This window comes from Haloprofundus sp. MHR1, from assembly GCF_005155585.1.
GTDB lineage: Archaea > Halobacteriota > Halobacteria > Halobacteriales > Haloferacaceae > Haloprofundus > Haloprofundus halophilus.
This window is the reverse complement of the sequence record NZ_CP039833.1, coordinates 1,285,905-1,311,787: the sequence shown is the minus strand read 5'-3', so window position 1 is coordinate 1,311,787 and position 25,883 is coordinate 1,285,905. Positions and strand designations below refer to the sequence as shown.

Here is a 25,883-nt window from a genome sequence, read left to right as displayed (position 1 = left end):
CCGGCGGTTAGAGTCGTGTAGTCGGCGGTTAGGGTCGTCCAGCCGGCGGTCAGAGCCGTGTAGGCGACGGTTACAGCCCGAGCAGCCGACGGATGGGATGTTCGTCCCGACGGCGGCGTCCCCGGTTCTCGTCGCTCCGAGTTCGCTGTTCTCGCAACAGCTCTTCGTAGTGGTCGATGACGGCCTGTCGCTCCGATTCGAGGTGCTCGACTTCCGCTTCTAGCTGTCGGATACGCGCTCGGAGCGCTTCGAGCTGCTGTCGGTCCGCCGTCGCTCCGGACGGCAGCCGGCCGTTCGAGCCGCTCGCGTCTCCGCGTGACGACTGCGGCGGCCGTCGGACGTCGAAGCCGCCGTCGGATCTCGGCAGTCGTCTCGGCCGCCGAGTCGACGCACGGTCTGGATACGTTCGGGAGGTCGGTTCGCTGACGGTGCCAGTTGGGAGGTCGGAGAGCGACACGCGTTCGGATATGTCATTGAGTACCAAAAGTCTGCGTCAGACCACTGTCACACTCCTTCACGAAAAAGAAACTCTTGGCTTCGTTGGAGTGTCAGCGGGGACCGCCGACCGTTCAGGGCCAGAACAGTTTCCGGAGGAGGTTGTCGTTCTTCTTCGGCAAGAGGCTCCCCTGCTGCTTCGGAAGCAGGTTCCTGTCGTCGTTCCGGTCTCGGAGCGGTTTTCGACTCCGTCGCTGCGTTCGGTTTCGCGCCCAGGTGTCGCGTTTCGAGCGGCCTCCGCGCCGGTTCTCGCGCGATTGGACGTCGACGAAACCTTGTTCGGAGCCGAGGCGGTCGAGTTCGGATTCGAGTCTCCGGATGCGCGTTTCGACCGCCCCGAGACGGTCCAGCAGGCTCGTCGACGAGTCGACGAGCGGTGTCGACGACTGGGGCGACGACTGCAGTGACGACTCCGACGACTGCGACGACTGCAGTGACGACTCCGACGATTGCGACGAGGCGAGCGACGACTCCGACGATTGCGGCGACTGCGGCGACGACGAGACTGCGACCGTCGAGCGCGCGTCCTCGCGGGAGTCGGCAGTGTCCGTCGGCGTACCCGAGTCGACGACGTCGACTGACCGCGCGGTTCGCTGTGGCAGACGACCCTGCTCCGTCTCGCGCCGCCGCTCGGCGGTTCGTTCCTGTCGTTCCCCGGCCGGATACGTCCGGCTGCTCGGTCTGCTCACGGTACCCGTCGGAAAGCCCGATAGCGGCATAGACGCTCGTAGGTAGTGCAGTTGGGAAAAACCCGTGTCAGACAATGGTCATACTCACACAGGAACGCAAGAGTGTTCGGTCTGCTGGGTCGTCAGCGACCGAGTCGACCCTTCAGTTTGGAGAGAACTCCGCCGTTTCGACCTTCGAGGTGACGGAGCACCGCGTCGGTGTCGTTGGGAACGGGTTCGGGGTCGTCGCCCGCCTCGAACGCGGCGTCGGGGTCTTTCAGGAGGTGGCCCGTTGTGAGGCAGACGACATCCTCGTCGGCGTCGACGACGCCCCGATTCCGGAGCTTCTGGAGGCCGGCGACGGAGGCCGCCGAGGCGGGTTCGACGCCGATGCCCTCCCGTGCGAGCGCGCGCTGTGCCGACGTGATGGCCTCGTCGGAGACCGACACCGCGGTACCGCCTGTCTCGCGGATGCCCGGCAGCGCCTTCGGCGCGTTGACCGGGTTGCCGATGCGAATCGCGGTGGCTTTGGTCTCCACCTCGTCCCACCGCCGGACCTCGTCGGCGTCGTTCTCGACGGCTTCGACCATCGGTGCCGCGCCCTCGGCCTGGACGCCGGTGAGCTTCGGCACGTCGCGCGGGTGCAGCGCGCCGCTGGCGACGAGTTCGCGGAACGCCTTGTACAGCGCGGCGGTGTTGCCCGCGTTGCCGACCGGGAGGACGATTCTGTCGGGGTATCGCCCCTCGTCGGCGTAGAATCGTTCCAGAATTTCGAGGCCGATAGTCTTCTGTCCCTCCAGTCGGAAGGGGTTCAGCGAGTTCAAGAGGTAGGCTTCCCCGCGGGCGGCGAGCTCCTGGACGATGTCGAGGCAGCTGTCGAAGTTGCCGTCGACTTCGAGGATTCGCGCGCCGTGGAGGCTCGCCTGTGCGATTTTGCCGGCGGCGACCTTCCCCGAGGGGAGCAGTACGAGCGTCTCCAGACCGGCGCGAGCGCCGTACGCGGCGAGCGCGGCGCTCGTGTTTCCGGTGGAGGCGCAGGCGAGGCGGTCGACGCCCAGTTCCTCGGCGACGCGGACGCCGACGGTCATCCCTCGGTCTTTGAAACTCCCGGTCGGGTTCATCCCCTCGTGTTTGATGCGGAGGCGGTGGACGCCGACCGACTCCTCCAGTCGGGGTACCTCGTGAAGCGGCGTATCGCCTTCGGGGAGGCTCACCCCCTCCTCGAACGGGAGCGCAGCGTTGTAGCGCCAGACGCCGCGCTGGTCGTCGTCGAACTCGTCCCACGTCGGCAGGTCGTCGTAGCGGACCTCCAGCAGGCCGTCGCAGTCGTCGCACGTGTAACGAACCGTCTCGAACGGCGCGAACGCCTCGCCGCACTCGATGCACTCCAGCCAGATTCCGTCGTCGGCCACCTCGGGGGCCGTCTGCGACTGTCGTGAGAGCTTCAGACTCATCGGTATGGCCTGAACGCCCGGGAGGGAAAAGTCCGCAGGTTCGGGGGAATGCTGCCGAGCGGGTCGGCGTCGGTCGTCGACGCCGGCCGTCTCGCGGGAGGTGCGGCCGCCGCGAGCGTCGGCGCTACTCGCCGCCGAACTCGTCGATGCGCTCGTGCACGAGTTCGGCCCACTCGTCGAGCGCGTCGTGCAGCATCGTCTTCGCTTCCGGCAGCGGCGTCGCGGTGTACTGGTAGACGTAGCCGCCGGGGTCGAGCAGCCGGCGCTGTCGCTCGGCGAGGCCCTTCTCCAGAAGCGTCATCAGGGAGCGGTTGACGTTGCTCCTGTCTCGGTCGAGCTCCTCGGCGAGTTCGGCGACGGTGCTTCCCGGATACTCCAACAAGACGAGATACGTTCGGCTCTCGTGTTCTTGAACCCCGAAGACGCACGCGAGAACCTGCCCGAAACCGGGGTCGTCGGTCCGGACGAGGTCTTCCATCTCGGGTGTGTCGGTCATACTCGATGTATGCGGCGTCGCTGATTAAAGCCCTCCGTTACTGTCACTCTGCGTCCACGCGCCCGTATCCCATCTTCTCGATGCACGCGAGCATCTCCGACTCCTCCTCGTGTTTGTGTAGCGTCGTCGGCGTGTCGCAGTAGTACGTCGCGCCGTCGTGCCGGAGCGTCACGTCGTGGTCGCTACCGAACATCTGCGTCGTGATGACGACACGACGACCGTCTCGCAGCGCGCTCAGAATCTCGTCTGTACTCAGTTCGCCCGCCTCTGCCCGGAGCGGTCCTGCCATCGTCCGTACGATAGAGAGCGACCGCTATGACTGTTTTCGCTCGGGGAAGAGTGCGATGGCGTCTTCGACGGTTCTCCTCGCGCCCGCCGACGATTCGGTGCGAGATGAACTCGCACTAGTTCGTCGTCGAGCGCGTCGTCCCCCTCGGCTCCGGCGGTTCGACGCCGTCGACGGCTTCGGCCGTCTCCGTCTCCTTTTCGGTGTCGACGTGCCAGCGGTCGATGCTGTCTTCGTACTCGCCGAGACGCTCGGACACCTGTCGTTTCAACTCGTCGTCGTTGACGTTCACCTCGAAGATGAACTGCTCGCTGTCGCCGCGGGTCGTCTTCTGGATGTTCGCGCTGACGAGTTCGTTGTCGAAGTAGTACGGCGCGAGCTGGGTCATCACCTTCTGGTAGACGGTGCTCTCGACGGCGCGAACCGCCTTCCTGCTGGCGGAGTCCGCCGCCCGCGCGACGTAGCCGATGGAGTCCTGCCAGCGCTCCATCGCGCCCTCGTTGTCGCCCTGCTCGACTCTCTCGTAGGACTCGGACAGTTTCTCGCCGGCCGTACGAAGGTCGTCGTCCGGATTCTTCCCGGCTTTCTCACCTTTGCCCTCGCCGACGCTCGCCTGTTCGGCCGTCTTCTCGTTTACGTCCTCGGCGAGTCGTTCGTGGACCTTCGGACGCCACTCGTCCCACTCCTCGAACGCGTCGCCCGACGCTCCCACATCGTGGAGGGCGCGAGTGATGCGTTCGCCGTGTTCGACGATTTCGCCCCACGAGCCGTGAAGCTTGAACCCTGATATACTCTCTTCCATCGCCTGCCAGTGGGTACGTCGCCCGACACTAATAAGCGTCTCCCGGTGAGCACCGTTCGCACTCACCGAGCGCCGGTTCGCCGCTACCGCTCGCCGTACGCGAGTCTCGTCGCGAGCTCGTCGAGGCGACGCCGCGTTCCCTCGAACCACGCCGACGGCGAGGCGCGACGGAGTTCGTCGTCGTCGAGTTCGATTCGCGCGCCCGAAAACGGGGTTCGACTCTCTCCGTCCGCTTCGTCACGTCCCTCCGTCGTCAGCGACACGACGGAGCTCATCGAGCAGCGGCCGCACGCCTCGGTTCGTTTTTCTCCCATGGGTCTCTCTCGCACGGTCGTTGGGCTCAACGCGGATTAAAGCTTCTCCCGCGCTCCCGACGCGTTTTTGTCGTCGTACTGTTTGTCTCCGGTATGAGTTACCGTCTCGTGGACTCGGACGCGGTCGACCCGACCCCCGACCGCCCCTGTGAACTCCGGCGACTCACCGCCGCCGCCGGACTCGAACAGATGGCCGTCAATCGGTTCCGCGCGGAACCGGGCGAGCAGATTCCGCTGATGTATCACTCCCACGAGAGACAGGAGGAGGCGTTTTTCGTCCTCTCGGGGACGCTGTTCGTCGAGACGCCCGAGGAGACGTTCGAGGTGGACGAGGGCTGTCTGTTCGCCGTCTCGCCGGGCGACCCGCAGCGTGCGCACAACCCCGAGGACGCCGACGCACCCGTCGACGTACTCGCCGTCGGTGCACCCAAGGTCAGCGGCGACGCGACTGCGTACGACCCATGAGCGACGCGAGTGAGGACGCCGGTCGAGACGCCGAGGAGCCGCTCTACCCGGACATCCCCGACTGGGAGGACGAGTACCTCGACCGGGTGAGCGACCGCATCATGTTCAACTACGACCTCGAGAGGGACCGAACCGTCCACGGGCGGGCGTTCGACCTGTTCGGGAGGATGCGCGTCGAGAGCCAGAAGCACTTCTTCCACCCGTCGCTCAACTACGCGAACCACGCCTCCGAGGAGTATCTGTTCGCCCAGCGTCGCTCTGGCGTCTCGGTCGCCGACCTCGAGGCGGTCGTCTCGCTGGGTCACGAACTCGCCGACGACCCGCAGTGGCTCGTCGCCGACGAGGAGCACTACGGCACCGACTTCACGTTCGTCCTCGTCGTCCCCGAGATACCCGACGACGTCCGCGAGTTCGTCGCCGGCCACAGTAGCCGGACGCTCATCAAGTACGGCTACTACGGCCACTACGAGACGAATCTGGTCGTCGTCGCCCCCGAGGACGAAGCGGTCGTCGCCAGCGAGAACGCCGACGTCGCCCGCGCGTTCGCGCTCTGGAGCGACGTCGACCCGACCGAGAGAGAGGGCCTGCTCTCCCGACTGTTCGGTCGGCTTCGCTGACGCGACGACCGCCCTCTTCTCGTCGAAACTCGGTACCGTCGCTGGCTGCGGTGAAAAACGGAAAGAAACCGGTCGCGTTCAGTTCAGTCGTCGCCGGGCGTGAACTCGCCGGAACCGGGCTCCTCGCGGACTCTCTGGATGTTCTCGTACCCCAACTTCACCAGCGAGAGCGCCAGGTAGATGAGGGTGAGTGCGATGGCGATCTGCGCCACCCCGGCGAGAATCTCGAAGATGCTCGCGGAGGCCATCCACTCCGAGTCGAGGAACTTCGCGTAGAGGTTGTCGTGGATCGCGATCCACGTCAGGCCGATCACCGTGATGGTGACCATGAGCACCATCGGGCCGCCGGTGCTCACGAGCTGTTTGGAGTCGCTCCAGTTCGCCAGCCAGACTGTCCCCGTCAGGAGCGCCAGCGCGGCGAGCAGCTGGTTCGCGCCGCCGAACAGCGCCCACAGCGTCTCCCACGACCCGCTCGCGATGAGGATGTACGCCGGAAGCGTCTGGACGAGCGCGTTGCCGTACCGGTCGGCTGCGAACGACTGCACCGACGTCTCGGGCGTGTCGACGATCTCCTCCATCATGTACCGACCGAGCCTGACGGCCGTGTCCGTCGACGTGAGCAGGAAGCTCACGAGCACGAGCGCCATGAACGGGCCGCCGAAGCTCGTCGGGATACCGAAGCTCGTGAGCATGATGCCGCCGCCAGTCGCGAACGTCGGGAGTGCGAGACCGATACCGCTGCCCACGTCGGGCGAGACGATTGCGACCGCCGACAGCGCGACGACGGCCAGCAGCCCTTCGCCGAGCATCCCGCCGTAGCCGATGAGGCGGGCGTCGGACTCCTTGTTCAGCTGCTTCGAGGTCGTCCCCGAGGAGACGAGCGAGTGGAAGCCGCTGATGGTCCCGCAGGCGATGGTGATGAACAGCAGCGGGAACAGCGGCAGGCCGCCGCGGCCGATGAAGCCGTAGTACGGTTCGAGGTTCGTCACGAGCGGTTCGCTCGCGCCGAAGAACGTGCCGACGATGATGGCGAGCAGCGCGCCGCCGACGCCGGTGTACAGCAGGAACGACGAGAGGTAGTCGCGCGGTTGCAGGAGCACCCACACCGGAAGCGCGCTGGCGATTGCGCCGTAGACGAGGACGACCGGAATCCACGCGGCGGTGTTCGCGCCGAACGCCTCCGCGGCCGGGAGCCACGCCCCCTCCATCGAGAGCAGGACGATGGTACCCGCGGGGTAATCGCCCGGGAGCAGCGCGATGGGGTACAGGATACCCACGTAGACGCCGACGAACATCGCGACGACGAACGCCGCGGTCCCGGCGAGGAACGGCAAGTTCAACTGGTACAGGTAGACGCCGAACAGCACCGCGAGCCCGATGTAGATCAGGCTCGCCGTCGCCGCCTGCGGGAAGGCGTTGAACACGATCGCCACGACGAGCGCGAACACCGCGACGACGAGGATTATCGTGAGGAACGCGAACCACAGCAGCATGTTCTTGCCCCGTTGGCCGACGTACTCGCCGACGATGTACCCGATGGACTTCCCGTCGTGTCGGAGACTCGCCGACAGCGAGACGAAGTCGTGGGTCGCGCCCATCAGGGGGTTGCCGATGGCAATCCACAGGAGCGCGGGCACCCAGCCCCACACCACGCCGGCCGTGATGGGGCCGACGATGGGTGCGCCGCCCGCGATACTCGAATAGTGATGCCCCAAGAGCACCGGCTTCTTCGCCGGGACGTACTCCTGTCCGTCTTCGTACTTGTGCGCCGGTGTCGTGTTGGCGTCGTCGAGTTCGACGAACCGCGCGAGATACCGCGAGTACCCGAAGTACCCCACGCTGAACAGTACGAGCACCGTCGCCACCAGCCAGATGATTTGCACCATGTTACGCTACCACATCGTGGATGTGTGTATACCACATATAAACGTTAGCTTCCAGTACGGACGCTGCCGTACGCGATAGACGTTGTATTCCGCGTTTTCTCTCTTTGAGTCCACAACCAGTCAGTGCGGATGTGTGAAATTTCTACTAATATTTACCGACTCTCCGGTCATTTAACAGGTTCTCGATGTACCTCGACGTCGATCTCGGCGGCCACCTCGGCCAGCAGGTCGCCTTTCACCTCCGCGACGCGCGTCACGATTTCGGCGACGACCGGTTTGTCGAACTCCTCGCGTAGCGTCTGCAGGCGCTCGCGCTCGGTCCGGACCCTGTCGCGCAGGAAGCGCGCCCCCCGCCCGTTCTCGTCGTCGTCGGGTTCCGGCGTGAGTTTGTTGACGACGAGGCCGCGCACGTCGAGCGTCGCGTCGTCGAGCGACCCGATCGCCCGCTTCGTCTCCCGAATCGACAGCTCGTCGGGGTTGACGACGAGGAAGAACGCCGCCTCCTCGCGGAGCAACTCCCCCGCGAGCGCAAAGCGGTCGCGGCGCTCCTCCAACTGCGCGATGACGGGGTCGCCCTCGCGCATCCGTCGCGGCTCTCTCCCGCCGATGGCCGCCCGCTCGAACAGACGGACGCTCTGTTTCCGCTTGGCGAGCAGGCGCTCGGCCCACCCCTCCAGAAACTCCGGTAGCGACAGCAACCGGAGCGTCCCCCCGGTCGGCGAGGTGTCGAAGACGACGCGGTCGTACTCGTCGCTCTCGCGCATCACGTCGACGAAGCGGTCGAACAGCGCCGCCTCGTACGCGCCGGGCGTCTGGTGGGCCATCTCGACCTGGCGGTCTATCTCGTTGACCATCGCCGGACTCACCTGCGTCGACAGCGACCGCTTGATACCCTGGAGGTGGCGACTCACCTCCTCCTCGGGGTCGAGTTCCATCGCGTCGAGGCCGGAGACGCCGTCGACCGGTTTCGGCGTGTCGTCGAACTGCTGGTCGAAGACGTCCGACGTCGAGTGCGCCGGGTCCGTCGAGACGACGAGCGTCCGAAGCCCCGCGTTCGCACACTTGTAGGCGTACGCGCTCGACACCGTCGTCTTGCCCACGCCGCCCTTGCCGCCGAAGAAGACGAACTTCCGCATCGTCAGAAGTGGTACTGCTGGCCTTTGCGTTCGAGCAGCGACCCGCGGTCCCACATCCGTCGCTCCCACGCCTCGAACTCGTCTTCGAGATAGGGGAGCAGTTCGGCGGTGTAGTAGGAGACGGGCGACGGGATGCCGAACGCGTCGGGGAAACAGGCGAGCATGAACGCATCCTCGACGTCTTCGGCCTCGTTCTCTATCTTCTCGTACGCCGGGTGGCTTATCATCCCGTGGTAGAGTCCTCGAAGCCACTCCTCGGCGATGTCGCGGAAGGCCGCGATGCGCTCTGCGAGTGTCATACGTTCACGTCCTTCTCGGAGCGGGCAAAAGCATGTCGCTCACGTCGTCCGTTTCCGGGACTCGCGCTCGGACCCCGACGCGTCCCCGCCTCTCCCCGGCGCGAACCGGCACGCGCCGCCGAACGCCGTAGCTTCATGGTCGTCGGGTGGCGAGTGTGTTTACATGACGCAGACGATTCCCGTCACTGTTCTCAGCGGGAGCCTCGGTGCCGGGAAGACGACGTTGTTGAACCATCTCCTCCGAAACGCGGGGGACCGAAACATCGCCGTTCTCGTCAACGACATGGGCGACCTCAACGTCGACGCCGAACTCGTGAGCGCGAACTCCGACCTCTCGGTCGGCGACGGCGTCGCCGAGCTGTCGAACGGCTGCATCTGCTGTGAACTGCAGGACGACCTCGAAACTGCGGTCACCCGACTCGCGCGAAACCGCGACTTCGACGTTCTCGTCGTCGAGTCCTCGGGCATCAGCGAACCCGAACCGGTCGCACGCCTCTTCACCACCGGGTCGCGCGCGGCGGCGCTGTACGAGGTGGACTCGCTCGTGACGGTGCTCGATTCCCGACTGTTCTACGACGCCTTCGGCGGTGCGGGCGTCGCCGAGCGCCGCGGCACCGACGAGGACGACAGCCGTCCGCTCTCCGACCTCCTCGTCGAACAGGTGGAGTTCGCTAACCTCGTGCTGCTGAACAAATCCGACCTCGTCTCCGAGGCGGAGATAGCCGCCGTCGAGGAGATGGTGCGGGCGCTCGTGCCCGACGCCGAGATTCTCCGGACGACGGAGTCGGCGGTCGACCCCGACCGGTTGTTCGGCCGGCAGTTGTACGACCCGGCGACCGCCGCCGAGATGGCGGGGTGGAAACAGGCGCTCGACGCCGCCGACGAGGGCGACGACGGAACGCACGACCACGCCCACAACGGCCACGCTCACGGGAGCGACGACCACGACCACCGCCACCCCGACGAGGTGTACGGCGTCTCCTCGTTCACCTACCGTCGTCGTCGGCCGTTTCACCCCGAGCGGTTCGCGGCGCTGCTCTCCGACCTTCCGACGAACGTCGTCCGCTCGAAGGGAACCTGCTGGGTCGCCGGGCGGGAATCGCCCGTCGTCGTCGGCCAGGCGGGGCCGTCGGTGCGCGCCGAGGCGGTCGGCCAGTGGATTGCGACTCTCCCCGAACTCGACCAGGACCTCTACCGGTCGAACCACAGTGAGTTGGCGTGGGACGACGAGTGGGGCGACCGACGCACCGCGTTCGTCGTCATCGGCACGGACCTCGACGAGGAAGCGACGACGGCGACGCTCGACGACTGTCTGCTCACCGACGAGGAGATGGACGCCGACTGGTCGACGTTCGAGAACCCGTTCCCGAGACAGGGCGAGGAGTTCGTCGTCACCGAACCCTGAGTCGGGTACCCGTTCGACTCACGCTACCCGTTCCGCGTCGCGTCACTCCACGTCCGCGGCCAAGGCGTCCAACGCGCGCTTCAGTTCCCCCTTCCGTTTCCAGGCGGCGATGCGGTCGGTGAGCCCCGCCAGCGGGAGACCGAGACTCACCGACGAACGGGCCGTCACCCGCGACCCCTCGTTCTCGGAGGCGACGCCGACCGTCGTCTCCATCGCGTCGAACGGTCCGGCTTCGCCCGCCTGCTCGTAGAACAGGCCGTCGTCGAGCGTCTCGAAGCGGAGCGCGAACTGGAAGCGATCCGTGCCGGTGACGACGACGGGGCCGTCCTCGGTCTCTTCGACGTCGCGGACCTCGAAGCTCCCTTCGTACCGGATCACCGCTTCGGGCGTGAGCGCGCGTCGGACGACCCGCGGGGGCGCGCGGACGAACCGAGAGACCGTCACCTCGTGCATGGGTCGTCCGTGACGCCGCGGTCTCATAAGTGTCCCCGACCGACGAACCCTCGAACTCAGAGCTGTAGCACCGAGAGGAACGACAGGAGAAGAAACACCGCGAATACGAAGTAGAGCAGTTTCAGCAGTCGCACATCCGCGGGAACCTCCCGTCGGATGTCGGGATTGACGGACCAGACGAGCCGATAGTACGCCGCCGCCGCGGCGACGGCGAAGACGGCTCCGGAGGCGGCGACGGCGACGCTCAACGGAGGCCGAGCGAGAGGCCGTAAGCGGGACCGAACGCGAACGTCAGCGCGAACGTGAGCGACGTCGTGACGAGAAACGGCACGGCGTCGACCGGCGTCCCCTCGCGGTTCCCGAGTCGCATACGTCGGTGACGGCCGCCCGCACAAAGAAGCTAAGTGCCACGCCGAACCAGGAGGCGCTATGCAGTCTCAAGGGGACCCGCGGGTCCTGTTCGTGATGAACTTGGTGTTGTCTCTCGCGTTCGCGTCGGTCGTCCTCTACGGCTTCGAGTTCGTCGGCCTCCTCTCGTTCACGTGGCAACGCCTCGCCATCGCGACGGGGGTACTGATGGCGCTGACGTTTCTCGTCGTCCGGTGAGCGGTCGGAGACGGGGACGCGCCGCGTCGACCGGACCCCCGCTCACTCGTCTCGCAGCAGTTCGTCGCCGTAGGCTCCCGCGCCCCGTTCTTCCACCCGCTCGAACTGGTCGAGTCGCGGGTCTTTGACGACGTAGCCCAGCAGGCTCCCGAACCCGTTTCGCTGCGGGTGGAGGCCGACCCCGCTGCCCGCACCGACGAGTCCGGGCGCGTCCCTGTCGAGGTGGTCGCGCCACCACGCCTGGTCGAAGAACAGCGACGAGATTTCCATGTGTTTCACGTCGTGAGTGAACAGGTAGCCCTCGCGTCGAAGCAGCGGCCAGAGCCCTTCGAGACACGTCTCGGCCGAACGTCGAAGACCCACGTCCAGGAAGGCGAGCGCGACCGGCCGGTCGAACGCCGGGAGCGTCTCCTCGAAGTAGCCCTCTACGAACTCGCAGGCGTCGACGTCGCCGTAGGCGGCGACGTTTCGACGGACGTCGTCGAGCGATCCGCGCCACGACCCGGCCTCGTACGTGTGGACCTGCTCGGACTGCACGAGGACGTGCGCCTCGTCCGTCTCGTCGGGTTCGGGCATCCCCTCGAAGGAGTCGAATACGACGAGCGTTCGGTTGCAGAGCCCCGCCACGAGCGAGAGGTTCGCCGTGCTCCCGCCGAGGTAACAGCCGCACTCGACGACGACGCCCTCCTCGTCGGGCGGTAGCTGCAGTATCTTCGTGGCGACGACGAGGTGTTCGACGAACGACGACCCCGTCGGGAGTCGGAGGTTGTTCCAGAACATCCGGGCGACGAGGCGACACTTCGTCCCGAGGTCGACGCCGTAGGCCGCACCGGTGTCGGCGTCGAAGTACTCGCCGAGAACGATGGGGACGCTGAGCACGAGCAGCCCGAGCCTGTACGCCCGCGTCAGCGTCGCTCTCACCCGCGTTCGTGTCTCTGTCATCGAGTTCGGGTCAGTTCTCTCGGGTATCGTTATCCGGTCGCTATCGTCGACCGTCTGACCGTTTCGGCCGCCGGCCGATGCGACTGCGTCGGTCGCCGCCGAACCGCCGTCCCGCCCCTCGAAACGGGATTTCGCGCGCCGCCTCCATCAGAAACCTTCGATTGACTCTCTCCGTTCGTTTCGTTTTCCCCGTCTCGTCGGTGGGTTTCGTCGCGGTATCTCCTTTCTGCGTTTCGTCGACGTAGCTCGTTACGCGTCTCTCGTCCCGTCGGCGCGCATCGACGACTCGTCTCCCGTCGCGCCCCTTCGGCGCGCATCGACGACCCGACTCACGTCGTGTCCCGTTCGAGAAAGGAGACGTACCAACTTTCGCGTTCGTCCAGCGGTAGGCCGCCGAACTCCCGCGGCCCGTCCTCGGTCACCGGTCGCGAGACGATGGTCACCCGACTCCGAGTCAAAAGCGACAGCGGCCGCTCGTCGTCGGCGAGAAAGCCCCGCTCGGTGAGGAACTCCCGCGGCACCCCGCTCCCGGAGACGGCGACGATGTCGGAGTCGGCGTGCTCTTCGAGCGCGGCGTCGAACAGGCGGGCGACACCGGCCAGCCACTCGTCGCCGCCGGTGAGCGGCGCGATCTCGACGAACTGCGTGACGGCGATACCGTCCTCCGTCGTCCGCGTCCGCGCGACGAGCGCGGCGAGCGGCCCCTCGTCGTTCTCGACGACGTACGTGAGTCGTCCCCAGAGCGGGCTCCCCAAGCGCCAGCGGTAGAACGCCGCGTCGCGGTGCGCGTGGAGGCGGTCGGGTATCGACCGCTCGTACAGCGCCGCGAGGCGGTCGACGGGCAGCGTCCGGTGTCTGTGGACGACGAACTGCCGGTCGGTTCGGGCGGCCCTGTCGCGGTTCCGGTAGTAGCGCCGGGCGACGGGCGTCGTCAACCGCGCGACCGACTCGCCGACTTCGCTGAAGCGAGTACCGACGAGTGTGCTCGGCTTCTGCACCCGATAGAACGTCGTCCGTCGGCCCGCGTCCCGCCAGCCGAGTTTCTCGTAGCCCGGCCGCGACGCCTCGTTCGGGAAGTTGAAGTAGAGGTCGGGCCCTCCGTCGGCGTCGGCGTAGTACGACAGCGCCGCCGTCGTCATGTTCGTGAACACGCCCTGCCGTCTGTGGTCGGGGTGGACCATCGTATCCGCCGGTTGGAAAGCGACCCCGCTCGCGTCGGGTCCGCGGAGCGGCAGGACGAGAAACGGTCGCGCGCCGACGATCTCGCCGTCGCGCTCGGCGACGAAAATCGGGACGTGGTCGACGTAGGGGTTCTCGACGTACTTCCACTCGAACCACTCGCGGCCGCGCTGGCGGCCCCACACGGTTCGGTCGAGCGCCAGCAACCCGTCTCTGTCGCCCGCCTCGTAGCCCCGTATTCGGTACTCGCCGTCGCGTTTCGTCTCCGCGCTCGGGCCGGCCCGGGCGGACCCTGTCGTCGGGGACATCGTGCTGTCGCTCCGCAACCGCACGTTTTGTTATTCGTCGCCGAACGCCGACCGTGCAGACCCTCCCGACGGTTTCGACGAGTAAACGTTCGCTTGTGGCCGAGCATCCGTCGCGTACGACACTCGTTCCCCCGCGGAGACGGCGATGAGGTCTTTTATGTCGTTCGGCGTTTCCGCTCTACACATGCCCATCGAAGACCGCGACGACGCGTACCTCATCACCCACGCGCTCGCAAAGGACACGCTGTCGAAGCTCCGCGACGTCGAGACCGAACAGGTCGCCTTCCGGAAAGGTCTCGTGAAACTCGGCCGCATCGCCGGCTACGAGATAATCGACGGCGCGATGGAGACCGAGTTCGTCTCCATCGAGACCCCGATGGCCCAGACGACCGGCGAGCGCGTGAAAGGCCTCGACGACGTCGTCATCGTCAACGTCCTCCGCGCCGCCACCCCGTTCGTCGAGGGACTGCTGAAGGCGTTCCCCCGCGCGAAGCAGGGCGTCATCAGCGCCGGACGCGACGAGGACGCCGGGATGAACGACGAGGGCGAGTTCCCCATCAAGATCGACTACGTGAAACTCCCCGAAATCACGGAGAAGGACACCGTCATCGTCGCCGACCCGATGCTCGCCACCGGTAGCACGATGTGCACCGTCCTGGACCACGTGTTGGAGGAAGCGGACGGCTTCGAGAACCTGTTTGTCCTCTCTGCGGTTTCGGCACCCGACGGCCTGCTCCGCGTCGGCGGCCAGTTCGACGAGGCGGACCTGCTCACCGTCGCCATCGACGACCACCTCGACGAGCACGGCTACATCATCCCCGGTCTCGGCGACGCCGGCGACCGCGCCTTCCGCACCAAGTAGCGACTCGCTCCTCGCTTTTCGACGGTTCGAGGGCTCGGCGGTCTCCGAACCCCCTCTCTTCGACTCGAAACCGCCCACGGTGAGCACGTCTGACGCGGGCGCGTTCCTGTCGAAACGGTCCCGTGGAGCGCCCGGGAAACGCTCTGTTCTCTCCGCCTCCGTTACTCGCCGTCTTCGCCGTCTCCGTCGCTTCCAGCCGAGAGGCCGTCGTCGCCGCGCTCCAACGCCGGCGGGACGTCGTGGTGGTCCGAGTAGCCGTCGAACCAGCGGGCGATGCGCTCGATTCGGTCGACGACGTGGCCCGGCTCGCCCGACCGCGAGAGTTCGTGACCCTCGCGCGGGTAGCGGACGAGGCGGGTGTCGATGCCGTTCTTCTTCAGGAAGAGGTAGAACATCTCGCCGTTGTTGACGGGGACGCGGAAGTCGTTGTCGGCGTGGACGACGAGCGTCGGCGTCGTCGCGTTCGCGGCGTGGGCGACCGGCGACTGCTCCCAGAGGAACTCCGGTTCGTCCCACGGCTTCGCGCCGAAATCCCACTCGACCAGTTTGAACGCGTCCGTCGACCCGTAGAACGACGAGAGGTCGTAGACGCCGCGCTGGGCGACCGCACCGCGGAAGAAGTCGGTGTGACCCACGATCCAGCCGGTCATGAAGCCGCCGAAGCTCCCGCCGGTGACGAAGGCGTTGTCGGCATCGACGTAGTCGCGCTCGGCGACGAGCTCCGCGCCCGCCATCACGTCGGTCATCGTCACGTCGCCCCAGTCGCGCTCGATGGCCATCTCGAACGCCTCGCCGTAGCCGGTCGACCCCCGCGGGTTCGACCAGAAGACGACGTAGCCCCGAGCGGCGAGGGTCTGGAACTCGTGCCACATCGTCCCCGCCGTCGACCACATCGCGTGCGGGCCGCCGTGGATTTCGACGGCCAGCGGGTACGTTTCGGATTCGTCCGCGGGACCGGACGGTTCTCCGCTACCGTCCGGGTCGAAGTCGGGCGGCGTCAGCACCCAGCCCTGCACCTCGACGCCGTCGTCGGACTCGAAGCGGAGCTCCTCGGGTTCGCCCACCTCGATGTCGGCGAGGTAGTCGGCGTTGAGTTCGGTGAGGCGCGTCTCGTCGCCGCCGACGGAGACGAAGACGTCGCCCGGGTGGTCCCACTCGCTCTTCGCGTAGACGACCGCCTCGTCGCCCGCGGAGACGTCGGTGATGTGACCGTCGCCCGCGACGACTTCGATCGCCGCGCCCGCGTCGTCGACGCGGCGACAGACGTAGTCGCCCTCGTCGGGCGTGACGAAGTAGACGAACTCCTCGTCGGGGTCCCACTGGAAGCCGACCGCGCCGACGGTGCGGTCGATGTCGGCGGTCAGCACCGTGGTCTCCTCCGACTCGGGGTCGAACAGTTCGAGATCCGTCTGTCGCATCGAGGTGCGGTCCTCGGGGGTCCGCGCGTAGACGACGCGGCCGTCTCCGGCGACGGCGAGACCCGTCCCCCACCCGGTCGTCTGGAGGACGTGCTCCTCCTCGTCCGCCTCGGTGTCGTAGGCGAACACGTCGACGTAGACGTTGTCGTCGGGGTCCTCGGTACGCTTCGACGTGTAGTACAGCGTCGTCTCGTCGCTCCAGGAGGGGCTGCCGTGGTCGTAGTCGCCGTCGGTGACTCGCCCCACGTCGCCCGATTCGACGTCGGCGACGTAGACGTGGCCGCGGGTGCCGTCGATGTAGCGGGCGAGTTGGCGGTAGACGAGGCGGTCGACGACCCGCGGGTCGGGCGTCTCGCGTTCGTACTCCTCCTCGTCGGCGATGCTCAGGTCGAGTTGCTCCTCGCGCTCCGCTTCGGTCGTCGCCTGTACGAACGCGATTCGACGGCCGTCGGGACTCCACTCGAGCGTGCTGACGCCGCCGGGGACGTCCGTCACCTGCTGGGCCTCGCCGCCGTCGGTGGGGACGACCCACAGTTGCGGGCGGTCGTCGCCGTCGCCGCGCGTCGAGACGAACGCGAGGCGGTCGCCGCTCGGGCTCCACCGCGGTTGGCTGTCGACGCCCTCGTCGACGGTGAATCTGCGGGGCTCGTCGCTGCCGTCGGCGGGGACGAGATAGATCGTCGCTTCGTACGATTCGTCGTCTGTCGGCACCTTCCGGACGAAGGCGACCTGCTCGCCGCCCGGAGACAGTCGAGGGCTCTCCGGTTTGGCGATGTCGTGGTAGTCGGCAGCGCTGACGCGTCGCATACCGCGCCTCTCGTACCCGCTCGGGAATAGCCTTCGGAAGCAGGAACGGTCCGCCGGTGGTGAGAACGGCTCTTGAAATCTTGTTAACAGTTCGAGACGTTCAGGTATGCATGAGATTAGTTGACATTGGACTACAGTTAGTGATATATATCTCTGGACGACATTCTGATGTATGGCTCGCTATCTCAATCGGCGGAAGTTCATCGCTGCGACCGGTGCGGCAGGCCTCGTCGGCCTCGCCGGCTGCTCCGACGGCGGAAACGGCGGAAACGGCGGCGACAACGACACCGGCGGCGACGACACCGGAAACGACACCGACGGCGAGGGGACGGACTCCGAGGGCGGAAACGGCGGCGACACCCAACTCACGTGGCACGCCGGCGGCACCGGCGGCACGTACTACCCGCTGTCGAACCAGTTCAAGAGCGTCGTCGAGGCGAACACCGATTACACCCTGCAGGTGCAGTCGACGGGTGCCAGCGTCGAGAACGCCGGCAGTCTCGGTAACGGCGACGCCGACTTCGCGCTCCTGCAGAACGACGTCGCGTACTTCGCGGTCAACGGCGAAGGTATCGAGGCGTTCGAGGGGAACGCCATCCCGAACATCCGCGGCGTGGCGACGCTCTACCCCGAGACCATCCACGTGGTGACGCCCGGCAACTCCGACATCCAGTCGGTGCAGGACCTCGAAGGCGCGACCATCAACACCGGCGACCTCGGCAGCGGCACGCAGGTCGACGCCCGACAGATTCTCGAAGCGGTCGGTATCCAGGACTACACCGAGCAGAACACCGACTTCTCGCAGGCCGCAGAGCAGATTCAGAACGGCGACGTCGACGCCGCGTTCGTCGTCGGCGGCTGGCCGGTCGGTGCCATCGAGGACCTCGCGAACAACAGCAACATCCGAATCGTCGAGATCTCCGGCGACGCGCGCGAGCAGGTCAAAGAGGCCGGTTCGTACTTCGCCGACGACGAGATTCCCGCCGGCACGTACAGCGGCATCGACGAACCCGTCCAGACCGTCGCCGTGCAGGCGATGATCGCGACCAACGAGGAGCAGTCCGAGGAGGTCGTCCAGTCGGTCACCGAAGCCATCTTCGAGAACACCGACGAGATCAACATCAAACAGGAGTTCATCACCGTCGACACCGCACAGGACGGGATGTCCATCGACCTGCACCCCGGCGCGCAGGCGTACTTCGACTCCGCCGGCACCGGTGGCAGCGGCAACGAAACCAGCGGTAACGAAACTAGCGGTAACGAAACCAGCGGCAACGAGTCGAACTAAGCGCACCCGGCCCGACCTCGCTCGGACGACCGCACACAACAGTGCGGTCTCTTGACCCGTACAGATGCACTTTCGACCGACTCTGCGTTCTTCGCACCGTCCATGAGCGACCGCTCCGGTCGTCGGTCGGTCGGGGTCGCACTCGCGTCGCTGGCCGTGCTCGCACTCGTTCTCGCCGGCGGCGCGGTGGCGACGCAACCCGACCGCGCGGTCGTCGTCGAAGACGCGGACACCGGCGAACGGCTGCTCACCGCGCCGGTCGAAAACGACACGACGGTGACGCTCGCGTACAACCACAGCGTCGAGGGCAGTCCCGTCCGCGACGTGTACGCGGTCCGCGGCGACGAACTCGTGATGACGCGCATGGAGTTCGCGTCGTACGGCTGGGGCTTCCCGGCACAGGCGAACGTCACCCGCGAGAACGGAACGTTCGTCCACAGACCCGACGACGTTCGACTGTCGGAACTACACGTCTCACCCGGTGACGTCGCCGGCCACCGGCTCCGCGTCGGCGACGAGACGTACGACCTCGTTTCGCGCTCGAACGGCGACACCGTACGGATTCACGTCGAACACCGCAGTATACTCCAACAGATGATACCATGACCGTCGACGACACCCCACCGGAAGAAGAGGAACTCTCCGAGGAGGAGAAGCAGGAACTCATCGACGAACTGGAGCGAAAACGCAACCTCCGCGGCGCCGCCGCCGTCGCCGTCGCGTTCATCGGCATCTGTTTCTCGGCGTTTCAGATGTGGCTCGCCGCGCGCGGGTTCATCTTCGAGCTGACGCTGCCCGTCGTCGGCTCGGTGCGCCTCGCCGCGCTCCAACAGCTACAGATCCGCGCGATTCACGTCGTGTTCGCGCTCGTCCTCGCGTTCATGCTCTACCCGGCGACGTCGAGCGGCGGGTTCTTCTCCCGGCGACTCTCCCGGGTCGTCCCCGGACTCGAACGCAGCTACGGGGCCGACCATCCGGCGACGCGGGCGGCGACGAGCGTCCGCTCGGGCGTCCGCTGGGCCATCGCCGACCCGTCCCGGCGGCGGGTGACGCCCGTCGACCTCGTGCTCGTCTTCCTGTCGGCGCTGACGGCGGCGTACATGATCACCGACTACGAGGAGATTCAGACGATGCGCGCGCTCGGACTCGGCTCCGGGCGTACCACCGGCGAAATGTACCCCTTTCTCGCGCCGCTCGTCGACGCCGTCGCTGCGCTCGGCGTCCCGATAGACGAGGTCTCGTACGCCTTCGTTCTCGGCGCCATCGGCGTCCTGCTCGTGCTCGAAGCCACGCGGCGGACGCTCGGGACGCTGCTCATGGTCATCGTCTCGACGTTCATCCTCTACGCGCGGTACGCGGGCAACATCCCGCAGGACCTACCGTATCTCGGCATCCTCTCGACGCCCTCGGCGTCGTGGGACTCGGTGATTCAGAACCTCTGGTACAACACCGCCAACGGCGTCTTCGGCGTCCCCGTCGAGGTGAGCGTCCGCTACATCTACATCTTCGTCCTCTTCGGAGCGTTCCTGGAGATGAGCGGCGCGGGACAGTGGTTCATCGACCTCGCGTACTCGATGACGGGGTCGCGCAAGGGCGGTCCCGCGAAGGCGAGCATCCTCTCCAGCGGGTTCATGGGGACCATCAGCGGCTCCTCAATCGCCAACACCGTCACGACGGGCGCGTTCACCATCCCGCTGATGAAGCGCTCGGGCTACCGACCGGAGTTCGCCGGCGGCGTCGAAGCCTCCGCCTCCTCCGGCGGGCAGATTCTCCCGCCCGTGATGGGCGCGGCGGCGTTCCTCATCGTCGAGTTCGTCGGCGTCTCCTACGACACCGTCATCGTCGCCGCGACGATACCCGCCATCGTCTTCTTCTTCGGCGTCTGGGTGATGGTCCACCTCGAAGCGTCGCGCGAGGGCATCGGCGGCGTCGACCCCTCCGAACTCGTCGCCGTCGGCAGCCACCTGCGGAGCGGCTGGTACTACCTCGCGCCCATCGCGCTGCTGCTCGTCTACCTCATCGGCATTCGCTACTCGGTGTCGCGGTCGGCGTGGTACACCATCGTCGCCATCATCGCGCTCATCGCGCTCGTCGCCACCTACAACGAACGGACGCGCGTCCCGCTTCTCGGGACCATCGCCGCGCTGTTCGCTGCCGAGGCGGTCGCGCGCCTGTTGACGGGCGCGGGCATCGTCGGCGCGCTGACCGGCGCGGGAACCGGCGGGATGGCGCCCCGCGCCGCGCTCGACGCCGCGGCCGGACAGCTCGGCACCATCATCGTGCTCGTCAGCGCGGCGTTCCTCGTCGCGCGACCGCGACTCCCGTCGCCGCTCCTGGAGTACGACCCCGCCGTCGACGACTCGGCGGAGAAGACGGCGGACGCGCTCGGCCGCCGCTCGCTCGCCGACAACAACGCCTACCGCTTCGGGACGTTCGTGCTCAAATCGATGGAGTCCGGTGCGAGAACCGCGACGGTCGTCGTCGTCGCCGTCGCCGCCGCGGGCGTCATCCCCGGCGTCATCAGCGTCTCCGGTCTCGGCCCGAACCTCGTCGCGCTCATCGAGGCCGTCTCCGGCGGGTCGCTCATCCTCCTCCTGGTCATCACGGCCATCTCCTCTATCATCCTCGGGATGGGGATGCCGACGACGGTGACGTACATCATCCTCGTCGCGCTGCTCGGCGGCGCCATCTCGGAACTGGCGAACATCCCGCTCTTGGCGGCGCACCTGTTCATCCTCTACTTCGGCGTCATCGCCGACATCACGCCGCCGGTCGCCGTCGCGGCCTACGCCGCCTCCGGCGTGGCGAAGTCCGACCCGTTCAAGACGGGTGTCGAGGCGTTCACGCTCTCGCTGAACAAGGCTATCGTCCCGTTCGCGTTCGTCTTCGCGCCGGGCATCCTGCTCATCCGCGGCGAGAGCACCGAACAGTACCACATAATCAACTTCGCGGACGTGGCCGACATCGGCTACTTCGTCCCGGAGGTGGTCGTCCCCATCGTCGGATTGTTCCTCGGCGTATTCGCGCTCGGTCCGACTATCATCGGCTATCTCTACTCGCCGCTCAGCAGCGCCGAGCGCTCGCTGTTCGCCGTCTCCTCGATTCTGCTCATGGCGCCGCAGATGCTCCTCGACCCGCTGTTCACGATTCTCTCGGGAGCCGGGATGAGCGTCGGCGTCGAGATACTGACGCTCGACCTGCTGCTCCGGGCGGTCGGCGGCGTGCTGTTGGGGGCGCTGACGCTTCTGAACCGGCGGCAGATGGAAGGCGAGCGCGCCGAACCGTCGTCGGCGTCGCCGACGACCGACTGAGAGCGGCTTTCTTTTCCCGATTCTACGACCGCTGTCCGCTCGTCAGCGACCGCTCGACGCGGTACGCGACGCCCGCGAACGCGGTGAGACCGGCGACGGCGAGAAGCGAGAACAGCGGTCCGAACGACCCGAACCCGACGACGCCGGTGGCTACGCCGAGTCCGACAAGAACCGAAAACGCGTTCGCGGCAGTCGTCCCGACCGCTCCGAGACGCGACCGTGCGTCGCGCACCGTCCATCGGACGAACGCCACGGAGAGCGTCCGAACGACGAGATACGTCGCCGCGAACGAGACCAACGCGAGCAGGACGACGAACGCCAGTTCCGGCGCGTATTCGGGAAGTGAGGCTTCGCTTCCCGCGAGTTGGAGGAGCATGCGTCCCGCTTTTCGGACAGTCGATATAAGTGTTCAGACGACGACCCCTTCTCACTTCCCGCTCGGCCTCAGAACCGGTCGACGCCGAACGGTTCGAGTTCCCCGGTCGCGTCCTCGCCGCGGACCGCGTCGGCGACGAGTTTGCCGCTGTACGGCCCCAGTTGGAGCCCGGTCGGTCCGTGGCCCGTCGCCACGAACGCGCCGTCGACGCCGGGCACCTCGCCCAGAACGGGTAATCCGTCCTCGGCGAGCGGTCGCAGTCCCACTCGGACCTCCCGAAGCGACGCGTCGGCGAGTCCCGGCGCGACCCGGAGAATCTCTCCGAACACGTCGTGCAGACCCTCGACGGTCGTCTTCGGTTCGAACCCCGCGCCCGTCTCGCGCGTCGCGCCGACAGCGACGCGGCCGTCGTCCCACGAGACGAGGTACTTGTGGCGGTAGGGGCTGACGATAGGCCAGCCCTCGGTGTCGGCGTCGAGGTCCAGGTGGACGATCTGGCCGCGCTGCGGTTCGACCGGTATCTCGACGCCCAACTGCGCGCCGAAGGCGTTCGACCACGCCCCGCCCGCGACGACGACGGCGTCGGCGGCGAGTTCCGTCTCACCGACGACGACGCCCGTCACCTCGTCGCCGTCGACGACGAGCGACTCGACGCTCGCCTCCAGCGTATCGAGGCCGTGGTTCTCGCCCGCGCGGCGGAGCGCCCCCTCGAACGTCTGTCCGTCGACGCGGGCGGCGTCGTCGTAGTAGAACGCCCGCTCCGTCTCGCCCAGCGGCGGGAAGCGCTCGCGCGCCTCCTCGGAGCTGAGTTCGTGAACCGTCCCCTCGGCGGGCGGTTCGCCGGCGGCCTGTCGCTCGCGGATGCGCGCGAGCACCTCGTCGTACTGTTCGGCCTCCTCGGCGTCGAACGCGACGTTCAGCAGCCCCCGTTTCGCGTAGCCGTGCGGTCCGTCCTGCTCCGCTTCCAGCGCCGCCACGAGTTCGCCGTAGTAGTCGACGGCCGTCGTCGCGAAGTCGAACCACGTGCTGTCGCCGCCGCGACTGCTCGTCGCCGCCGAGAGGATGCCCGCGCCGGCGTCGGTCGCTCTCCCCTCGTCGCGCCGGTCGACGAGCAGCGTCTCGCACCCCTCGCGGGCGAGATGGTAGGCAGTGGACGCGCCGACGATGCCGCCGCCGACGACGATAGCCTCGTACGCTCCGTCCGTCTCGTCTCGTTCGGTCATGTTTCGGGCGACGTAACCCGCCGCCGTGAGTGTGTCGTTGGCGGAACTGCGCGAGTGCTCACCCTCCGAGTTCGACCCGTCCGCTCGTGGCGTTCCGCAGTCGCTCCCTGAGGGCGTCGGCGTCGTCGACGGGCACCCGGACCTCGAATCGGACCGACTCCTCGTACTCGGCGTCGAACTCGACGCCCGCGCTCTCCAGGATACCGCGGACCGTCCCCGAGTCGTCGTACTCGACCTCCGCGGAGAACGTCTCGTGCGGCAGTTCCTCGACGACGCCCGCGGCCTCGACGGCCTCCTTGACGGCGCGGGAGTACGACCGCGCGAGACCGCCGACGCCGAGGTTCGTCCCGCCGTAGTAGCGCGTCACGACGGCGACGACGTTTCTGATGTCCTGCTGGACGAGCACGTTCAGCGCCGGCTTCCCCGACGACCCGGTCGGTTCCCCGTCGTCGCTCTGGTACTCCCGGAGCATCACGTCACCCGGGTTCGACGCCGAGGCGGGGCCCGCGGGGACGCGGTAGGCGGGAACGTTGTGGGTTGCGTCCGGGTGTTTCTCCTCGATTTCGGCGACGAACGCCTCCGCGGCGTCGACGCCGTCGGCGGGGGAGACGTAGCCGATGAACTCCGAGCCGCGGACCTCGAACTGCGCGCTCGCCCGCCCGGCGACGGTGCGATAGGCGTCGGTCATGGTCGTGTGCGCGGGGCGCGGGGAGAAAGGGTTGTCTCTGTCGTTCCACCGGCCCGGTTCAGCGGTCGAGGCCGACGAGCGCCGCGAACGCGCCGACACCGACCAGTTCGGCGAACATCGACACGAAGTCGCGCGGCTCTTCGAGGAGGTGTTCGAGGATGGTCGCGAGCGGTCCCTGGGCGTGTCCGCCGGGGACGAGGCCGCCGTGGTCGCCGAGGTGCCACCAGGCGTAGCCGAGGACGTACGCGGCGAGCACCGCCGCCGCGAGGGCGTACAGCGCGCGGTCGCGGCGGCCGAGCAGCATCGCGCCGACGACGCCGAGAAGCAGCAGTCCGGAGGGGACGAACAGGTACGGTCGGGGGTCGGCGAACGACCCCGCCTGCAGGTAGGCGAGCAGTCGCGGGAACCCCCACCAGAGGTGGATGGTCGCCGCGACGAACGCCGCCTGCCCGGCGACGAGGCGCGTGACGGTGACGCCCGCGCTCTCGGTGGTCGTCGGCTCGCTCGACCGCACCGCCGTCGGCTTGTCCATGCGCGTTTTTGGCCCCTCGGGGTAGATTACGCTGTTCATCGCCGGTCGGCGTTCGAGCCCCGAACCACTCAGGCGAGACTGATGCGGCGGACGAACGGGAGCGCCGAGATCTCGTTGAGCAGGTCGCCGGGGATGGGGTCGTCGGTGACGATGTACAGTTTCGGCTCGTCGGTGAACTCGGGGTCTTCGCTTATCGTCTGGCGGATGCTGATGCCCTCGTCGGCCAACAGCGTCGTGATCGTCGAGACGATACCCGGTTCGTCGGCGTCGCCGACCTCGACGGTCAGCGCGGCCAAGTCGAGCACGGGCGCGAGGCTCAACAGACTCGGGATGGCGCTGATGTTCTGGAAGATGGGCCGCAGGTCGTCGTCGGCGAGAACCGCCTCCGTCGTCGAGTCGATGACGCGGCGGTCGACGCCGATCTCGCGGGCGATCTGGGTGTTCGGAATCTCGATACTGCCGGAGACGACGCGTCCCTCGTCGTTGACCGAAAAGCCGCGTTCGAGGAGCAGACGGATGACCGCCTGTTGGCTCGGACTCCCCTCGAACTTCTCCATGATTTCGTCGAACATTCGCTTGCGAGTGCCTGCGCGCCTCGCGGTCTTAGTTGTGGCCGTCTCCGCCGGCCGCGCCGTTGGTTTTTAGCCGCCGGCCCGCGCGTCTGGCGTATGGCCGACCTCGACTCGTGTTACTTCTGCGGGACGTTCGGCGACGGCCTCACCGAACTCGCCGTCGTCCCGCCGCGGTTCGACCCGACCGACGACCAGCAGCGGACGGTCGTGCTCTGTACGGCCTGCCGGCAGAAACTCGGCACCGTCCTCGAACCGCTCGTCGACGTGCTCGGCGGCGCTGAACCGGAGAGCGGCTCTTCGACCCCCGACGCGTCGTCCCCGTCGCCGGAACCTGTCGAAACCACCGGCGCCACCGACGACGAGTACGACGCCGCCGACACCGCCGACGCTGACGACGCTGCCGAAACCACCGACGCCGACGACGCTGCCGAAACCACCGACGCTGACGACGCTGCCGAAACCACCGACGCTAACGACGCCCGACCCGACGAGGGGATACAGACGGAGTCGAACCCGGACCCGGAACAGACGCCTACGGTACCGTCGCCGGGCGACGCCATCGACACGACCGGGTTCGACGACCCGCTCGCGCTCGACGCCGAGGGCGTTACTATCGGGACGCCGGTCGGCGAGGGGACGAACGACGACGACGATGGCGACGACGCCACGTCCGCTCCCGACAGCGACGGGAGCGATGCGAGCGTCGACCCCGACGAAGGCAGTGAAGGAGACGACCGCGACGACGCTGGCCACGACCGCGACGACGCCGGCCACGACGAGAACGACGCGGCCGCACGCGCCGAGGAACCCGCCGAGTTCAGAACCGTGATGCGGCTGCTCTCCAATCGGGAGTTCCCCGTCGACCGCGCGGAGATCGAGTCGCTCGCCTCGGGCGCGTACGAGCTCGACGACTCGCAGGTCCGCGACATTCTCGACCACGCCGTCGACCGCGGCGTGCTCGCCGAGCGGAACGGACAGTTACACCGCGACTGAGC

The 25,883-nt window shown here is 67.2% G+C and carries 30 protein-coding genes; 9 read left to right on the top strand and 21 right to left on the bottom strand.

Annotated features, from left to right (window positions below; genetic code table 11):
* Positions 1-70: 70 nt before the first annotated feature.
* From FCF25_RS06570 to FCF25_RS06540, 7 genes are all read right to left on the bottom strand, one after another.
* The gene (locus tag FCF25_RS06570) at positions 71-457 is read right to left on the bottom strand and encodes a hypothetical protein (protein WP_137047793.1); all 387 of its coding nucleotides are present in this window, start codon (positions 455-457) and stop codon (positions 71-73) included.
* Between the two features lie 112 nt (positions 458-569).
* Complete coding sequence (locus FCF25_RS06565; RefSeq protein WP_137047791.1) at positions 570-1,184, bottom strand: hypothetical protein; 615 nt, start codon at positions 1,182-1,184, stop codon at positions 570-572.
* A gap of 122 nt (positions 1,185-1,306) precedes the next feature.
* Positions 1,307-2,617, bottom strand: a complete 1,311-nt coding sequence (thrC, locus tag FCF25_RS06560) for a threonine synthase (protein WP_137047789.1) — start codon at positions 2,615-2,617, stop codon at positions 1,307-1,309.
* A gap of 124 nt (positions 2,618-2,741) precedes the next feature.
* On the bottom strand, positions 2,742-3,113 hold the full coding sequence (locus tag FCF25_RS06555) for a helix-turn-helix domain-containing protein (protein ID WP_117593852.1): 372 nt from the start codon (positions 3,111-3,113) through the stop codon (positions 2,742-2,744).
* A gap of 43 nt (positions 3,114-3,156) precedes the next feature.
* The gene (locus FCF25_RS06550) at positions 3,157-3,402 is read right to left on the bottom strand and encodes a hypothetical protein (protein ID WP_117593854.1); all 246 of its coding nucleotides are present in this window, start codon (positions 3,400-3,402) and stop codon (positions 3,157-3,159) included.
* Positions 3,403-3,517: 115 nt separating this feature from the next.
* The gene (locus FCF25_RS06545; RefSeq protein WP_117593856.1) at positions 3,518-4,201 is read right to left on the bottom strand and encodes a DUF5828 family protein; all 684 of its coding nucleotides are present in this window, start codon (positions 4,199-4,201) and stop codon (positions 3,518-3,520) included.
* An 83-nt stretch (positions 4,202-4,284) separates the two neighbouring features.
* Positions 4,285-4,515: a hypothetical protein gene (locus tag FCF25_RS06540; RefSeq protein ID WP_137047787.1), complete on the bottom strand. Its 231-nt coding sequence runs from the start codon at positions 4,513-4,515 to the stop codon at positions 4,285-4,287.
* A gap of 93 nt (positions 4,516-4,608) precedes the next feature.
* Between FCF25_RS06540 and FCF25_RS06535 the strand changes: the two genes are divergently transcribed.
* Together FCF25_RS06535 and FCF25_RS06530 are read left to right on the top strand one after the other, a co-directional pair.
* The gene (locus tag FCF25_RS06535) at positions 4,609-4,980 is read left to right on the top strand and encodes a cupin domain-containing protein (protein WP_137047785.1); all 372 of its coding nucleotides are present in this window, start codon (positions 4,609-4,611) and stop codon (positions 4,978-4,980) included.
* Entirely contained in the window at positions 4,977-5,597 is a 621-nt protein-coding gene (locus tag FCF25_RS06530; RefSeq protein WP_137047784.1) for a hypothetical protein, read from the top strand. The genes FCF25_RS06535 and FCF25_RS06530 overlap by 4 nt, the downstream gene beginning before the upstream one ends.
* 83 nt (positions 5,598-5,680) lie before the next feature.
* On the opposite strand, the gene FCF25_RS06525 is transcribed toward FCF25_RS06530, so the two are convergent.
* From FCF25_RS06525 to FCF25_RS06515, 3 genes are all read right to left on the bottom strand, one after another.
* Complete coding sequence (locus tag FCF25_RS06525; protein WP_117593864.1) at positions 5,681-7,483, bottom strand: carbon starvation protein A; 1,803 nt, start codon at positions 7,481-7,483, stop codon at positions 5,681-5,683.
* Positions 7,484-7,650: 167 nt separating this feature from the next.
* On the bottom strand, positions 7,651-8,619 hold the full coding sequence (locus FCF25_RS06520; RefSeq protein WP_137047782.1) for an ArsA family ATPase: 969 nt from the start codon (positions 8,617-8,619) through the stop codon (positions 7,651-7,653).
* Positions 8,620-8,621: 2 nt separating this feature from the next.
* Entirely contained in the window at positions 8,622-8,918 is a 297-nt protein-coding gene (locus tag FCF25_RS06515) for a hypothetical protein (RefSeq protein WP_117593868.1), read from the bottom strand.
* A 163-nt stretch (positions 8,919-9,081) separates the two neighbouring features.
* Here FCF25_RS06515 and FCF25_RS06510 point away from each other — a divergent pair, with 163 nt between their 5' ends.
* On the top strand, positions 9,082-10,323 hold the full coding sequence (locus tag FCF25_RS06510; protein ID WP_137047780.1) for a GTP-binding protein: 1,242 nt from the start codon (positions 9,082-9,084) through the stop codon (positions 10,321-10,323).
* A gap of 42 nt (positions 10,324-10,365) precedes the next feature.
* Here FCF25_RS06510 and FCF25_RS06505 read toward each other — a convergent pair whose 3' ends face one another.
* From FCF25_RS06505 to FCF25_RS15935, 3 genes are read right to left on the bottom strand one after another with little or no spacing between them, the layout of a single operon-like run.
* Positions 10,366-10,776, bottom strand: coding sequence for an SRPBCC family protein (locus tag FCF25_RS06505; RefSeq protein WP_137047778.1), 411 nt, complete (start codon positions 10,774-10,776; stop codon positions 10,366-10,368).
* 56 nt (positions 10,777-10,832) lie between these two features.
* Positions 10,833-11,024, bottom strand: coding sequence for a hypothetical protein (locus tag FCF25_RS15800; RefSeq protein WP_217353101.1), 192 nt, complete (start codon positions 11,022-11,024; stop codon positions 10,833-10,835).
* Positions 11,021-11,146, bottom strand: coding sequence for a hypothetical protein (locus tag FCF25_RS15935; RefSeq protein ID WP_256360031.1), 126 nt, complete (start codon positions 11,144-11,146; stop codon positions 11,021-11,023). The genes FCF25_RS15800 and FCF25_RS15935 overlap by 4 nt, the downstream gene beginning before the upstream one ends.
* Positions 11,147-11,205: 59 nt before the next feature.
* Here FCF25_RS15935 and FCF25_RS15535 point away from each other — a divergent pair, with 59 nt between their 5' ends.
* Positions 11,206-11,382, top strand: a complete 177-nt coding sequence (locus tag FCF25_RS15535) for a hypothetical protein (protein WP_168191214.1) — start codon at positions 11,206-11,208, stop codon at positions 11,380-11,382.
* A gap of 42 nt (positions 11,383-11,424) precedes the next feature.
* On the opposite strand, the gene FCF25_RS06495 is transcribed toward FCF25_RS15535, so the two are convergent.
* Entirely contained in the window at positions 11,425-12,324 is a 900-nt protein-coding gene (locus FCF25_RS06495; protein WP_137047777.1) for a TylF/MycF/NovP-related O-methyltransferase, read from the bottom strand.
* A gap of 329 nt (positions 12,325-12,653) precedes the next feature.
* Positions 12,654-13,811, bottom strand: coding sequence for a GNAT family N-acetyltransferase (locus FCF25_RS06490; protein ID WP_117593879.1), 1,158 nt, complete (start codon positions 13,809-13,811; stop codon positions 12,654-12,656).
* Between the two features lie 184 nt (positions 13,812-13,995).
* Here FCF25_RS06490 and upp point away from each other — a divergent pair, with 184 nt between their 5' ends.
* Positions 13,996-14,673, top strand: coding sequence for a uracil phosphoribosyltransferase (gene upp, locus FCF25_RS06485; protein WP_117593881.1), 678 nt, complete (start codon positions 13,996-13,998; stop codon positions 14,671-14,673).
* A 161-nt stretch (positions 14,674-14,834) separates the two neighbouring features.
* Here upp and FCF25_RS06480 read toward each other — a convergent pair whose 3' ends face one another.
* Entirely contained in the window at positions 14,835-16,898 is a 2,064-nt protein-coding gene (locus tag FCF25_RS06480) for a S9 family peptidase (RefSeq protein WP_137047775.1), read from the bottom strand.
* Positions 16,899-17,070: 172 nt separating this feature from the next.
* Between FCF25_RS06480 and FCF25_RS06475 the strand changes: the two genes are divergently transcribed.
* The 3 genes from FCF25_RS06475 to FCF25_RS06465 all read left to right on the top strand — a co-directional run bounded on the left by FCF25_RS06475 (position 17,071) and on the right by FCF25_RS06465 (position 21,497).
* Positions 17,071-18,186 (top strand): TAXI family TRAP transporter solute-binding subunit, encoded by a 1,116-nt coding sequence (locus tag FCF25_RS06475; RefSeq protein WP_117593885.1) that lies wholly within the window; start codon positions 17,071-17,073, stop codon positions 18,184-18,186.
* A 102-nt stretch (positions 18,187-18,288) separates the two neighbouring features.
* The gene (locus FCF25_RS06470; protein ID WP_137047773.1) at positions 18,289-18,792 is read left to right on the top strand and encodes a DUF1850 domain-containing protein; all 504 of its coding nucleotides are present in this window, start codon (positions 18,289-18,291) and stop codon (positions 18,790-18,792) included.
* Complete coding sequence (locus FCF25_RS06465) at positions 18,789-21,497, top strand: TRAP transporter permease (protein WP_137047771.1); 2,709 nt, start codon at positions 18,789-18,791, stop codon at positions 21,495-21,497. The genes FCF25_RS06470 and FCF25_RS06465 overlap by 4 nt, the downstream gene beginning before the upstream one ends.
* 22 nt (positions 21,498-21,519) lie before the next feature.
* On the opposite strand, the gene FCF25_RS06460 is transcribed toward FCF25_RS06465, so the two are convergent.
* The 5 genes from FCF25_RS06460 to FCF25_RS06440 form a co-directional block, all read right to left on the bottom strand.
* Entirely contained in the window at positions 21,520-21,873 is a 354-nt protein-coding gene (locus tag FCF25_RS06460; protein ID WP_137047769.1) for a hypothetical protein, read from the bottom strand.
* Positions 21,874-21,941: 68 nt separating this feature from the next.
* Positions 21,942-23,096 (bottom strand): FAD-binding oxidoreductase, encoded by a 1,155-nt coding sequence (locus FCF25_RS06455; protein ID WP_137047767.1) that lies wholly within the window; start codon positions 23,094-23,096, stop codon positions 21,942-21,944.
* Positions 23,097-23,154: 58 nt separating this feature from the next.
* The gene (locus FCF25_RS06450) at positions 23,155-23,784 is read right to left on the bottom strand and encodes a YigZ family protein (RefSeq protein ID WP_137047765.1); all 630 of its coding nucleotides are present in this window, start codon (positions 23,782-23,784) and stop codon (positions 23,155-23,157) included.
* A 58-nt stretch (positions 23,785-23,842) separates the two neighbouring features.
* Positions 23,843-24,316, bottom strand: a complete 474-nt coding sequence (locus FCF25_RS06445; RefSeq protein ID WP_117593894.1) for a hypothetical protein — start codon at positions 24,314-24,316, stop codon at positions 23,843-23,845.
* 68 nt (positions 24,317-24,384) lie between these two features.
* Positions 24,385-24,888, bottom strand: a complete 504-nt coding sequence (locus FCF25_RS06440; protein WP_117593896.1) for an ACT domain-containing protein — start codon at positions 24,886-24,888, stop codon at positions 24,385-24,387.
* 96 nt (positions 24,889-24,984) lie between these two features.
* On the opposite strand from FCF25_RS06440, the gene FCF25_RS15530 reads away from it, so the two are divergent.
* Positions 24,985-25,881, top strand: coding sequence for a hypothetical protein (locus tag FCF25_RS15530; protein ID WP_168191213.1), 897 nt, complete (start codon positions 24,985-24,987; stop codon positions 25,879-25,881).
* Positions 25,882-25,883: the final 2 nt, after the last annotated feature.

Excerpts from the sequence above, each read along its gene's own strand:
- FCF25_RS06440 (WP_117593896.1), bottom strand. The coding sequence starts at position 24,888 with ATGTTCGACGAAATCATGGAGAAGTTCGAGGGGAGTCCGAGCCAACAG.
- FCF25_RS06540 (WP_137047787.1), bottom strand. The coding sequence starts at position 4,515 with ATGGGAGAAAAACGAACCGAGGCGTGCGGCCGCTGCTCGATGAGCTCC.
- upp (WP_117593881.1), top strand. The coding sequence starts at position 13,996 with ATGCCCATCGAAGACCGCGACGACGCGTACCTCATCACCCACGCGCTC.
- FCF25_RS06495 (WP_137047777.1), bottom strand. The coding sequence starts at position 12,324 with ATGACAGAGACACGAACGCGGGTGAGAGCGACGCTGACGCGGGCGTAC.
- FCF25_RS06550 (WP_117593854.1), bottom strand. The coding sequence starts at position 3,402 with ATGGCAGGACCGCTCCGGGCAGAGGCGGGCGAACTGAGTACAGACGAG.
- FCF25_RS06520 (WP_137047782.1), bottom strand. The coding sequence starts at position 8,619 with ATGCGGAAGTTCGTCTTCTTCGGCGGCAAGGGCGGCGTGGGCAAGACG.
- FCF25_RS06525 (WP_117593864.1), bottom strand. The coding sequence starts at position 7,483 with ATGGTGCAAATCATCTGGCTGGTGGCGACGGTGCTCGTACTGTTCAGC.
- FCF25_RS06545 (WP_117593856.1), bottom strand. The coding sequence starts at position 4,201 with ATGGAAGAGAGTATATCAGGGTTCAAGCTTCACGGCTCGTGGGGCGAA.
- FCF25_RS06515 (WP_117593868.1), bottom strand. The coding sequence starts at position 8,918 with ATGACACTCGCAGAGCGCATCGCGGCCTTCCGCGACATCGCCGAGGAG.
- FCF25_RS06450 (WP_137047765.1), bottom strand. The coding sequence starts at position 23,784 with ATGACCGACGCCTATCGCACCGTCGCCGGGCGGGCGAGCGCGCAGTTC.
- FCF25_RS06470 (WP_137047773.1), top strand. The coding sequence starts at position 18,289 with ATGAGCGACCGCTCCGGTCGTCGGTCGGTCGGGGTCGCACTCGCGTCG.
- FCF25_RS06455 (WP_137047767.1), bottom strand. The coding sequence starts at position 23,096 with ATGACCGAACGAGACGAGACGGACGGAGCGTACGAGGCTATCGTCGTC.
- FCF25_RS06510 (WP_137047780.1), top strand. The coding sequence starts at position 9,082 with ATGACGCAGACGATTCCCGTCACTGTTCTCAGCGGGAGCCTCGGTGCC.
- FCF25_RS15530 (WP_168191213.1), top strand. The coding sequence starts at position 24,985 with ATGGCCGACCTCGACTCGTGTTACTTCTGCGGGACGTTCGGCGACGGC.
- FCF25_RS06480 (WP_137047775.1), bottom strand. The coding sequence starts at position 16,898 with ATGCGACGCGTCAGCGCTGCCGACTACCACGACATCGCCAAACCGGAG.
- FCF25_RS15535 (WP_168191214.1), top strand. The coding sequence starts at position 11,206 with ATGCAGTCTCAAGGGGACCCGCGGGTCCTGTTCGTGATGAACTTGGTG.
- FCF25_RS06505 (WP_137047778.1), bottom strand. The coding sequence starts at position 10,776 with ATGCACGAGGTGACGGTCTCTCGGTTCGTCCGCGCGCCCCCGCGGGTC.
- FCF25_RS06555 (WP_117593852.1), bottom strand. The coding sequence starts at position 3,113 with ATGACCGACACACCCGAGATGGAAGACCTCGTCCGGACCGACGACCCC.
- FCF25_RS06535 (WP_137047785.1), top strand. The coding sequence starts at position 4,609 with ATGAGTTACCGTCTCGTGGACTCGGACGCGGTCGACCCGACCCCCGAC.
- FCF25_RS06475 (WP_117593885.1), top strand. The coding sequence starts at position 17,071 with ATGGCTCGCTATCTCAATCGGCGGAAGTTCATCGCTGCGACCGGTGCG.
- FCF25_RS06445 (WP_117593894.1), bottom strand. The coding sequence starts at position 24,316 with ATGGACAAGCCGACGGCGGTGCGGTCGAGCGAGCCGACGACCACCGAG.
- FCF25_RS06490 (WP_117593879.1), bottom strand. The coding sequence starts at position 13,811 with ATGTCCCCGACGACAGGGTCCGCCCGGGCCGGCCCGAGCGCGGAGACG.
- FCF25_RS06465 (WP_137047771.1), top strand. The coding sequence starts at position 18,789 with ATGACCGTCGACGACACCCCACCGGAAGAAGAGGAACTCTCCGAGGAG.
- thrC (WP_137047789.1), bottom strand. The coding sequence starts at position 2,617 with ATGAGTCTGAAGCTCTCACGACAGTCGCAGACGGCCCCCGAGGTGGCC.
- FCF25_RS06530 (WP_137047784.1), top strand. The coding sequence starts at position 4,977 with ATGAGCGACGCGAGTGAGGACGCCGGTCGAGACGCCGAGGAGCCGCTC.
- FCF25_RS15935 (WP_256360031.1), bottom strand. The coding sequence starts at position 11,146 with ATGCGACTCGGGAACCGCGAGGGGACGCCGGTCGACGCCGTGCCGTTT.
- FCF25_RS06460 (WP_137047769.1), bottom strand. The coding sequence starts at position 21,873 with ATGCTCCTCCAACTCGCGGGAAGCGAAGCCTCACTTCCCGAATACGCG.